The organism is Dermatophilaceae bacterium Soc4.6, assembly GCA_039889245.1.
In the GTDB taxonomy this organism is placed as follows: Bacteria; Actinomycetota; Actinomycetes; order Actinomycetales; family Dermatophilaceae; genus Lapillicoccus.
This window is the reverse complement of sequence record JAZGVH010000002.1, coordinates 3,481,942-3,492,531: the sequence shown is the minus strand read 5'-3', so window position 1 is coordinate 3,492,531 and position 10,590 is coordinate 3,481,942. Positions and strand designations below refer to the sequence as shown.

The 10,590-nt window shown below is 72.0% G+C and carries 9 protein-coding genes and 1 tRNA gene; 4 read left to right on the top strand and 6 right to left on the bottom strand.

From position 1 onward, the window contains the following. Positions 1 to 85: 85 nt before the first annotated feature. The 3 genes from V3N99_16375 to V3N99_16365 all read right to left on the bottom strand — a co-directional run bounded on the left by V3N99_16375 (position 86) and on the right by V3N99_16365 (position 4,691). Complete coding sequence (locus tag V3N99_16375; protein MEO3938315.1) at positions 86 to 1,288, bottom strand: NarK/NasA family nitrate transporter; 1,203 nt, start codon at positions 1,286 to 1,288, stop codon at positions 86 to 88. A gap of 194 nt (positions 1,289 to 1,482) precedes the next feature. Then, positions 1,483 to 1,556, bottom strand: a tRNA-Met gene (locus V3N99_16370). Between the two features lie 87 nt (positions 1,557 to 1,643). After that, a complete protein-coding gene (locus tag V3N99_16365; GenBank protein ID MEO3938314.1) occupies positions 1,644 to 4,691 on the bottom strand; it encodes a UPF0182 family protein in 3,048 nt (1,015 codons plus the stop codon). 132 nt (positions 4,692 to 4,823) lie between these two features. Here V3N99_16365 and V3N99_16360 point away from each other — a divergent pair, with 132 nt between their 5' ends. Next, positions 4,824 to 5,378 carry a PPA1309 family protein gene (locus tag V3N99_16360; GenBank protein MEO3938313.1) on the top strand — a complete coding sequence of 185 codons (555 nt, stop codon included), beginning with the start codon at positions 4,824 to 4,826 and terminating at the stop codon, positions 5,376 to 5,378. A 32-nt stretch (positions 5,379 to 5,410) separates the two neighbouring features. Here V3N99_16360 and V3N99_16355 read toward each other — a convergent pair whose 3' ends face one another. Further along, positions 5,411 to 6,553 carry a PDZ domain-containing protein gene (locus V3N99_16355; GenBank protein MEO3938312.1) on the bottom strand — a complete coding sequence of 381 codons (1,143 nt, stop codon included), beginning with the start codon at positions 6,551 to 6,553 and terminating at the stop codon, positions 5,411 to 5,413. Beyond that, the gene (locus V3N99_16350; GenBank protein MEO3938311.1) at positions 6,550 to 6,981 is read right to left on the bottom strand and encodes a molybdenum cofactor biosynthesis protein MoaE; all 432 of its coding nucleotides are present in this window, start codon (positions 6,979 to 6,981) and stop codon (positions 6,550 to 6,552) included. The genes V3N99_16355 and V3N99_16350 overlap by 4 nt, the downstream gene beginning before the upstream one ends. Positions 6,982 to 7,223: 242 nt before the next feature. Between V3N99_16350 and V3N99_16345 the strand changes: the two genes are divergently transcribed. Both V3N99_16345 and V3N99_16340 read left to right on the top strand, forming a co-directional pair. Continuing rightward, positions 7,224 to 8,975, top strand: coding sequence for a zinc-dependent metalloprotease (locus V3N99_16345; protein ID MEO3938310.1), 1,752 nt, complete (start codon positions 7,224 to 7,226; stop codon positions 8,973 to 8,975). A 47-nt stretch (positions 8,976 to 9,022) separates the two neighbouring features. Next, positions 9,023 to 9,562 (top strand): NUDIX domain-containing protein, encoded by a 540-nt coding sequence (locus V3N99_16340; GenBank protein MEO3938309.1) that lies wholly within the window; start codon positions 9,023 to 9,025, stop codon positions 9,560 to 9,562. Here V3N99_16340 and V3N99_16335 read toward each other — a convergent pair. Beyond that, positions 9,559 to 10,143, bottom strand: coding sequence for a M48 family metallopeptidase (locus tag V3N99_16335; GenBank protein MEO3938308.1), 585 nt, complete (start codon positions 10,141 to 10,143; stop codon positions 9,559 to 9,561). The two genes, V3N99_16340 and V3N99_16335, sit on opposite strands and share 4 nt — an antisense overlap. Before the next feature lie 139 nt (positions 10,144 to 10,282). On the opposite strand from V3N99_16335, the gene V3N99_16330 reads away from it, so the two are divergent. Beyond that, entirely contained in the window at positions 10,283 to 10,480 is a 198-nt protein-coding gene (locus V3N99_16330; GenBank protein MEO3938307.1) for a DUF5679 domain-containing protein, read from the top strand. Positions 10,481 to 10,590: the final 110 nt, after the last annotated feature.

The following is a 10,590-nucleotide window of genomic DNA, read 5'->3' as shown; positions in this document are numbered from 1 at the left end:
TCTCTTCGTGGGGGCGAGCCATGGACGGTTCGGTCGTCGACGGTGGCCGTGGACAGGTGATCGTCGCGGCCCTCGCGGTGGGCCGTCACACCAGCTGCGGTGTCGTGGCGCGCCGCATCGAGGCCGCCAGCAGCAGCACCCCGACAGCCACGGCAGACAGGGCCACCAGGCCTGGCTGGTAGTCACCGGCGCGACCGAAGATCGACCCCATCACCAGCGGTGGGACGAAGCCGCCGAGACCGCCGGCGGCCCCGACGATGCCGGTGACGGAGCCGACCTGAGAGGCGGGTGCGCGCTGAGCGACCAGCGCGAAGGTCGCGCCCGACGCCGCCCCGAGGGCGCCGGCCATGGCCAGGAACGCCACGGTGCCCATGGGGACCAGTGCGGGAGTGGACGACTGGATGAGGGCACCGACCGCGACGACGGCAAAGGACACCGACAGGACGGAGGCCGGACGCACGCGGTCCGAGAGCCAGCCGCCGACCGGTCGCATGAGGACGGCGACGACGACGAAGCCGGCCATCCGGTTGGCAGCGTCTGCGGGCGTGAGCAGGTAGGCGTTCTTCAGGTAGGTGGGCAGGTAGACGCTGAACGCGACGTAGCCCCCGAACGCGACCGTGTAGAGGGCTGAGGCCTGCCAGGTGATCGGTAGCGCCGCTGCGCTCCTCAGCCGACGACCCAGCGACTGGGTCGGGATGGTCCGGGTCGGGGAGTCGCGCAGCACCAGTGCCGCGACGACGCCGTAGGCCACGAGCACCACCGCGGTGATCAGGAACGGGGTGCTCGTCGAGTGCGCGTTGACCAGCTTCACCGTGGTGAGCGCGCTGATCGCCGTGCCCCCCATTCCCGCACCGAACACGCCGATGGCGAAGCCGCGCCGCTCCGGCGGGAACCAGGCTCCGACGAACGGCACACCGACGGCGAACGCGGTGCCGGCGATCCCCAGGAAGAACCCGCCCACCAGGAGGGCAGTCAGGCTGGAGTGCCCGAGGAGACCCAGGTAGAGCACCGGCACGACGGTGGCCAGCGAGACGACCGGGAACATCACCCGCCCACCGAAGCGGTCGGTGAGCGCGCCGACGGGAATGCGTCCCAGAGAGCCCACCACCACCGGGACCGCGACCAGGAGGGACTGCTGGAACGACGACAGCCGCAAGGCCGCCGTGAACGAGACCGCCAGAGGTGACAGCAGGGCCCAGGCCCAGAAGTTGAGGGCGAACCCCAGTGTGGCCAGGGTCAGCATCAGCCCGGCCTTGCCGGCCACCGATCCTTCGGCTGTCGTGGACATCGTCGGCTCCTCGTCATGTCGAACGTCACTTTGGGATGACGTTGCCACGGCGACAGCCGGCGAAGGGGGGACCAAGGTCCCGTGACGGCCGAGCGCGCAGGGACCCGCCGCTGGGCGTCCTCGCCGAGCACACAGAAAAGCCCCCAGGTGAACCTGAGGGCTTCTGCGTCGACCGGACGATGCCGGTCGTGTTGTAGCGGGGGCAGGATTTGAACCTGCGACCTCCGGGTTATGAGCCCGGCGAGCTACCGAGCTGCTCCACCCCGCGTCGGTATGCCTTGATCTTACGGGAGCCACACCGGGACCGCCAAATCGTGGGCGGCCCCGGCACGAAGACCCCTCGGGGGGTCGGACCTCAGCCGGTCGGCGTGGCCGTCGGCACCGGTGTCGTGGTCGGCGTGGAGCTGCCTGCCCCCGTCGGGGCCGCCGCTGCGGCCTTCGTGATGGCGGCCTTGAGATCGGTCTGCGCCTTGCCGTACGCCGTGAAGTCACCCGCCTTGAGGGCGGCCTCCGACGCGGTGACCGCCTTCTGAGCGTCAGCCAGTGCCTGCGCCAGCGCCGCATTGTTGCCCGTGCCCGTGCCGGTGCCCGGCGCCGTCACCGGGGGGGTGCCCCCGGTGGTCGGCTTGTCGGGCGCTGTCGTGCCGGACCCCCCGGGGAAGAGCGCGTCGAGCGCGCCGCTGAGGGTGGCCGACCAGGTCAGCTTGTTGCCGAAGATGGTCACCACCAGCTGGTTCAGCGGATACGACGACGACTTCGTCCCCTGCACGTAGATCGGCTCGACGTAGAGCAGGCCACCACCGACCGGGAGGGTGAGCAGGTTGCCGAAGACGACGGTCGACCCGCCCGAGCGCACCGAGGTCAGGTAGCTCGACAGCCCCAGGGGCTGGCCGCCGGTCTGGGTCTCGTTGGAGGTGTTGATGACGTTCTGCACCTGACCGGGGCCGTTGACGTTGAGGTCACGAGGCAGCTGGAGCAGGCGCAGCCGCCCGTAGTCGGCCGCCCGCGTGCCGGCGCTGGTGCCCGCGTCGGAGTCGACGGCGAGGAACCCGGCGAGCGCGTCACGCGTGGGGCCGTACGGCTTGTACGTCGACGTCAACGAGAACGCCGGCGCCGGCTGCCCCGGCATGGCCAGGCTCAGGTAGTAGGGCGGCTGGTAGGTCGAGACGTTCTCCTTGGTGGGGTCGGTCGGCACGTCCCAGAGGTCGTTGCTCTGGTAGAGCGAGCCCGGGTCGGTGACGTGGTAGCGCGCCAGGACGGTGCGCTGCACCTTGAAGAGGTCCTCCGGGTAGCGCAGGTGCGACATGAGCGACGCCGGGATGGCCGAGAGGGGCTCCACGGTGCCGGGGAAGGCCGCCGACCACGCCTTGAGCAGCGGGTCGGTCTCGTCCCACGTGTAGAGGTGGACCGAGCCGTCGAAGGCGTCGACGGTCGCCTTGACCGAGTTGCGGATGTAGTTGATCTGTCCGGCGTCGATCGCCTGCACGGCGCTGCGCGTCGTGGTGATCGAGTCGGCCGTGGCCGTGTCGATCGAGGTCAGGCGCGAGTTCGGATAGCTCGCGGTCGTCGTGTAGCCGTCGAGGATCCACGTGACGCGACCGTCGACGACGGCGGGGTAGGCGTTGCCGTCCAGCGTCAGCCAGGGGGCGACGCGCTCGATCCGCTCGCGCGGGGTGCGGTAGTCGAGCAGGCGGGACGAGCCGTTGACCGCGTCGGAGAGGAAGAAGTTGGGCTCGCGGTACTTGATGGCGTAGGCGAGGCGCCGGGCCGTGGAGCCGATGGCGACGCCGCCGGTCCCGGCATATGTGTTCTGGGCCTGGTTCGACGACTGGCTGTCGACCGGGTAGTCGAACTCCCGGGCGGCCCCACCGGTCGGGGCGCCCACGATGCTGTAGGTGCTCGACTGCTCGCCGAAGTAGATGCGTGGCTCGTAGGAGCCGAGCTGGCCCTTGCCCACCGGCACCGAGCTCTCGAGGAAGACCGGCCCGCCATCGGCTGCCTTGCGGTTGCCGTAGGCGGCGACGAGACCGTAGCCGTGGGTGTAGACGGCGTGGTCGTTGAGCCAGTTGCGCTGGCCGGCGGGCACCCCGTCGAGGTCGAGCTCACGCGCACCGATCACCGTGTCCTGGGTCGTGCCGTCGATGGCGTAGCGGTCGACGTCGAGCGTGTCGGGGAAGCGGTAGAAGTTGCGGCCCAGGGCCTGCAGCTGCTGGAAGGTCGGCGAGACGACGTTGGGGTCGGTGAGGCGGATGCCCGGGACCGTGGCCGCGTCGTTGCGCAGCCCCTGCGAGGTGGCCGTGGTCGCCGCGTTGTAGACGGTCGAGTCCACCCCGGCGATGCCGTAGGCGTCACGCGTGGCCTTGATGTTGTTGGTCAGGTAGGGAGCCTCGAGCGACTGCTCGCTCGGCTTGACCCGCAGCGACTGGATGAGCGCGGGGACGATGCCGCCGACGACGATGGCGACGACGACGAGGCTGACGAGACCGATGAGCGGCAGCCGCCACGAGCGCAGCCAGATGACGGTCAGGAACATCAGCGCCACGACGATCGAGGCGATCGACAGCAGCGCCTTGGTCGGGAGCACGGCGGTGGCATCGGTGTACTGGATGCCGGTCATCAGGTCGCTGGTCTTGGTGGTCAGGGAGTAGCGGTCGAGCCAGTAGCCAGCGGCCCGCAGCAGGATGATCGCCGCCAGCAGGGCCGAGAGGTGGACCCGCGCGGTCTGCGTCGTGCGCCGGTTACCCGGGGTGAACTGCAGGCCACCGAAGACGTAGTGCGTGAAGGCGGCGGCGACCAGGGCGACGACCAGGGCGGTCGTCAGCAGGCCGATGACGAACTGCAGCCACGGCAGGGTGAAGACGAAGAAGCCGAGATCCAGCCCGAACTGCGGGTCCTTCTGACCGAACGACTGCCGGTTGAGCCACAGCAGCCAGGTCTCCCACTGGGCGGAGGCACCGAGCCCGGTGAGCAGGCCGATGACCACCGGCACACCGACGGTCGCGAGCCGGCGCAGCGGCTCGATGGCCTCGCGGTAGCGCTCGAGGGAGTCCTGCTCAGGGTCGGGCACGTAGATCGGGCGGGAGCGGAAGGCGACGACCAGGCTGGAGCCGACCAGCGCGGCCGTCACCACCCCGGCGACGACACCGAGCAGCAGCTTGGCCCCCAGCGCTGTCGTGAAGACCGAGCGGAACCCGACGGAGTCGAACCACAGCACCTCCGTCCACACCTGCGCGACCACGGTGAGCAGCACACCGAGGACGACGAGCACGATGATGGTCGGCACCAGCGGCCCCCGCCGCCGCACGCGCTGCAGGGTCGACGCCGCTCCGTTGCCCCCACCTCGGCCCGCAGCGGACTCCTCGCCCTCGCCGGCACCCTCGTTGAACCATCCGCGTTCGCTCACTGCCAACCCCATCGTCGTCGTCACCGTCGACCGCGGGCGGGCGACGTGGATCCTCAATATACGAACCCCAGCCATGAGAGCGCGGTCGCAGGACCCCCTGCAGCCACCCCGACACCCGATCGTCACCCACGGATGAGCGAGGATGGGCCCGTGACCCGCGAGCACCGGTCGGTCGTCGACCCCCTCTCCATCGCCGCCCTCGACACCGAGCGCCACGTCGCCGCCGCCGGGTGGGACCAGCCGCCGCGACTGTTCGCCCTGGTCCTGACCCAGGAGCTGGTGCGGCGCGAGCCCCAGCTCGCGAACGGGCTGTCCGCCAGCGACCTCGCCGAGGGCGCGCTCTCGGCGGTCGAGCAGGAGGGCCTGCCCAACTCCACCGACCTCGAGTCGGTCCTAGGCCGTATCGCCTGGCCCGACGACGTCGACGGCTGCGCCTTCGCCGTCGAGAGGATGGTCGTGCCCCCCGACGCCGAGCGCGACCTCCCAGCCGACCCTGACGCCGCCGTCACCGCGCTCGCCGCCCACCCCGACCGCCGCGACGTGCGGCTGCTCGTCGCGGTGCTCCGCGACGGCCGCTCGGTCTGCCTGCTGCGCCAGCGCGCGCACGACTCCGACGACGAGGTCGCGACCGGGCCCGACCTCGCGCCGGGTCTGGTCGCCGCCCTGCGGGCGACCTTCGAGTCGTAGGCCGGTCTCCGGCATACGGCTGGCGTGCTGGGTCAGCAGTGGGGCAGGCTGCCGGTGTCTCCGCGGCCGATCCGGGTGACCGCGGCCTCGGCCTCGTCGAAGGTCGCCACCTTGACCGCCTGCATGCCGTCGGGCACGTGACCGACGACCTCGTTGCAGTTGTCGGCCGGCGCGAGGAACCACGCCGCCCCCTCCTCGTGGGCGCCGGCCATCTTCTGTCGGATGCCCCCGATCGCGCCGACCGTGCCGCTGGCGTCGATGGTGCCCGTGCCGGCGATCTTCTGGCCACCGGTGATCGAGCCGTCGGTGAGCTTGTCGTAGATGCCGAGCGAGAACATCAGGCCCGCGGACGGGCCACCGACGTCGCCGGCGTCGATCTTGACCGTGAAGGGGAAGCGGAAGCCGACCGCCAGCACGACCCCGAGGACCGTGCGGCCGGACGCGGCACCGGTGCGCGCGTCGACCGTCACGGGCCTGCCGTCGCGGACGACACCCACGGCGAGCACCCCACCGGGCGTGACCTTCTGGACCTGCGCGCGGATCTGCGACGAGTCGGCCACCTTCGCCCCCCCGACCGAGGTGATGACGTCACCGACGCGGAGGGCGTCACCCGAGGGGGCGTCCTTGGCGACCTGTCCGACGCTGACCACCTGGGTGACGGGGATGCCGAGCGCCCTGAGGGCGACGGCGGTGGCCTCCTGCTGGGAGTCGGTCATCTGGGCCTGGTTCTCGGCCGAGACGTCCTGCGCCGACTGGCTCGGCGGGAAGAGGGCGTCGACGGGGTAGACCTCCTGGTGGCCGTCGAGCCACGCCTTGAGCACGTCCCACACCGACACGGGGTAGCCCGGGCCACCGTTGACCCGGACCGTCGTGAAGTCGAGTGCACCCGTGGCGGGGTAGGTCGTGCGTCCGCTGATGGTGATCAGCTGGGCCTTGCCGCCGTCGCCCCCGCCGGCGGCCAGGACGTTGGTCGCGGGGCCGGGGGACATGATCGCATACGGCAGGTGCACGAGGTTTCCGACCGCGATGATCAGCAGTCCGACGAAGACGGTGCCCAGCGCCACGGCGGTGCCGCGGGAGGTGCGCCGCTCGGAGGGGAGCGGTGGCGCAGCGGGATACGGCTCGGCGGGGTCAAGGGGCACGGTGGGCACGGTCGGCAGGTCGTCGGTGCTCACGGCAGGCCCACCCACTCGTCGGACCCGTCGGTGAAGGTCTGGTGCTTCCAGATCGGCACTGTCGCCTTGAACTCGTCGACCAGGGTGCGGCAGACCTCGAACGACTCGGCCCGGTGCGCCGAGCTCACCGCAGCCACGATGGCGACGTCGCCGATCGTGAGGTGCCCGTAGCGGTGCACCACGCCGATGCGCAGGGCCCGCCCGTCGGCGGCGAGGCGGGTCGCCAGCGCGTGGGCGACGTCGGCGGCGCTCGGGTGCACCTCGTAGTCGAGGACCTCCACGCTCTCACCGTGGTCGTGGTCGCGCACGTAGCCGACGAAGACGCAGACCGCCCCGGCTCGACGGTCGCGCACGGCGCCCACCACCTCGTCGATCGACAGGGGCGCGTCGCGGACCTCGGCGAGGACGACCTCGGTGGTGTGGCTCATCTGCTCCTGCTTCGCTGCGGACGGTGGGCGGGCGCCAACCGTCGTCGAGGGACATTGTCCAACGCCCGGCTGAACGGCGCACGACCACCCGCTGACCTCCGTCCGAGGACCCGTCGCCGGGCGCCCTGACGCGGTCGGGAACCTTCCCACCGGCCGTGTGGTTGACCGGTCAGCGCCCCGACGCGGTGGGCGGCAGGTGTCGGCAGGTTGTGGTCCTCGCGGGGACCGAGGAGGCTGGAGCGATGGCAGCAGGATTCGGTCGACCCGAGGACCCCCAGGAGCCCGACGAGGAGGCGGCGCACGGCGCCGACGCGCCCGACGGCGCCGAGGTGACGCCGGGCGAGCAGCCGTCCGCAGAGCGTCCCCCCATGGGCTTCGGCGGCGTCCCCTCGCGCCCGTCGTCGGGCACAGGCGGTGAGGACGCCGCAGGCCCTCCCGACTTCGCGGCCCTGCTGCGCCAGCTCACCGGCTCGGGCGAGCTGCCCGACCTCGAGCAGATCATGAGTCAGCTGAGCGGCTCAGGCGGCTCGATGCCCGACCTCGGTGCCCTGATGGGCCAGCTCGGCGTGGGCGGCTCCGGGGGCGGCATGCCCGACCTCGGCGAGATGATGCGCCAGCTCGGGGTGACCCCGCCGGGGGCGGGCGAGGCCCCGATGGGCGCGTTCGCCGCGATGCAGCAGCAGCTCGCGGGTCTGTTCGCCCCGCAGACGGCGCAGAGCCGGGCCGAGATGGCGACCGACGTGGCCCGCAAGACCGTCGCCGCGGGCGACGCGGACCCCAGCATCACCGACGCCCAGCGCCGCGAGGTCAGTGACGCGGTGCGCGTCGCACAGCTGTGGATCGACCCGGTCACGGCGTTCGACGCACCCACCGGCACCGGGGTCGCGTGGAGCCGCGCCGAGTGGGTGGAGGCCACCATGGCGACCTGGGCCGGGCTCGTCGAGCCGATCTCGGCGGGTGTGACCCGCGCCGTCAGTGCCGCCCTGCGTCAGCAGATGGGTGCCCTCACCGACAACCTCCCCGAGGGATTCGCCGACCAGCTGCCTGACGAGCTGAAGGCGGCCCTCCCCACCGGCGGCCTGGACTTCTCGGCGTTGCTCGACCAGGTGGCCCCGGCGATGGAGCAGCTCTCGGGCTCGATGTTCGTCGCCCAGCTCGGCCAGGGAGTGGGCGCGCTCGCGTCCGACGTGCTCTCCGGCACCGAGGTCGGGTTGCCGCTGGTGCCCTCCGAGGACGTCGCCCTGCTGCCGACGAGCGTCGCCGCCTTCACCGAGGGTCTCGGGCTCGAGGCCTCCCAGGTGCTGCTCTACCTCGCGGTGCGGGAGGGGGCCCGGGCCCGGCTCTTCGCCGAGGTGCCCTGGCTCGGCCCGCAGCTCGAGGCCACGGTGCGCGACTACGCCGCCAACCTCAGCATCGACACCGACGCCATCGAGGCGCAGGTGCGTGACATGGAGTCGCCCGACTCACCGGAGGGCTTCGCCCAGCTGCAGGAGGCGTTGCAGCACAAGCTCTTCTCCCCCACGCCCACCCCCGAGCAGCAGGCCGCGCTCACCCGGCTCGAGACGTCCCTCGCGCTCGTGGAGGGCTGGGTCGACCTCGTCACCGACCAGGCGACCGCGGCCCACCTGCCGCAGTCGGGCGCCCTGGGTGAGGCCGTCCGACGACGCCGCGCCGGAGGTCCGGCGCAGAAGGCCTTCAGCGCCCTCGTCGGGCTCGAGCTGCGACCCCGGCGCCTGCGGGACGCCCGCAACCTCTGGGCCGCGCTCGAGGACGCCGGCGGCATCGGCCTGCGTGACGGCGCCTGGTCGCACCCTGACATCGCCCCGCGCACCGAGGACCTCGACGACCCGCTCGGCTACGTCGAGAAGCGTCGCGGCGGTGGTGGTCACGACGACGTCGACTCCGCGCTCGAGGCGCTGCTGCGTGACGCCGGGGCCGAGGGCCCGTCCGGAGAGGCGGACGGGCCCTCGACGCCCGACGGCCCGGCGCAGTGACCGGGGCGGGTGACCCGGGAGCATACGGTCTGCTGCACGGTGACGCGGTGCGGGTGCTGGCTGGTCTCGAGCCCGCTGACGCCCGGCAGGAGCTGGTCCGGCTCGACATGCTGGCGCACCTGGGCGCGCACCCCGACGCGATGGCGAAGGCCGGGCCGCCCTCCCACTTCACCGCCAGCTGCCTCGTGCTCAGTGCAGACCTGACCCACGTGCTGCTCACCCACCACCGCAAGGCGGGGCAGTGGTACCAGCTCGGTGGGCACCTCGAGCCCGTCGACCGGTCGGTGCGCGCCGCGGCCGCGCGCGAGGCCCTCGAGGAGGGCGGCATCGACGGCCTGCGGGTCACCCCCGGCCCCGTGCACCTCGACCGTCATGTGCTGGTCGGCGCCTTCGGCCGCTGCCAGCAGCACCTCGACCTGCGGTATGCCGCCGTGGCGCCGGCCGGCGCCGAGCCGGTCGTCAGCGACGAGTCCCACGACGTGCGGTGGTGGCCGGTCACCGCCCTGCCCGAGGGAACGGCCGCCGAGCTGGCCGGGCCGGTCGAGCTCGCCCTGCGTGCGGTCTCGTCGGTCGTCCGCCCGACCTAGAAGAGCCGGCCTCGGCTCGGAGGGCCGTCGCCGTCAGTCGTGTCTCCGGAATCAGGTGCGTCGAGTCCTGTTGCGGCGGCTACTCCCTCGAGGTATCCCCTAGCGCGCTCGAGCCGCGGATAGGTCGAGAGCAGCAGCCAGAACGCCCGGTCGTGCGACGGGTTGACCAGGTGCGCGAGCTCATGGAGCAGCACGTAGTCGAGCACGTAGGCCGGCATCCCCCTGAGCCGCTCGGAGATGCGGATGGTGCCGTCGGCCGGGGTGCACGACCCCCAGCGGCTGCGCTGGTTGGACACCCAGCGCACCGAGGTGGGACGGGCGAGCCCGCCGAGGAAGCGCGTCGCGAGATCCGCTGCGCGGGCGGCCAGCTCGACGTCGTCGGGGCTGCGACGCCGGTCCCCCTGCGCCAACCGGCCCAGCATGGTGTCGACCCATCGCCGCTCCTGCGCCTTGCTGAAGCCCGCGGGGATGAGCACCACCGTGCGACCGTCCTCGCGGTAGGCGCTGACGGTGCGACGTCGGCGGCGGCTGCGTCGCACCTCGATGTCGCTCTCCGCCCCGGCCTGCCGTGCCTCGACCATGGGTCGAGGGTACGACGACTTCGAGACGACGCGCGGGACGTGCGGCGGACCGTTGGACGTGTCCACGCTCACGCTGGTCTAGGGTTGACCAAGTCCTGCGCCGGAGACCGAGGTGCAGACAGACAAGGAGAAGCGTCACATGGCTGACCAGAAGGCTGAGAAGAAGCCTGCCACCGAGACGGGCGAGACCTACTCGGGCGAGTTCTACTGCGTGAAGTGCAAGGCCAAGCGCGAGGCCGAGGGCAAGGTGGTCGTCAGTGAGAACGGCCGCCGCATGGCCAAGGGCCAGTGCCCCGTCTGCGGCACGAACCTCAACCGCATCCTCGGCAAGAGCTGACCTCCTCGCGCCCTCTCGGCGCGAGGTCGGCAGTGGGCGGGACCGACCTCGGTCCCGCCCACAGCCGCGTCCGGGGCTGTGGATGACGGCGGAGGGTGACGCCTGCGGTG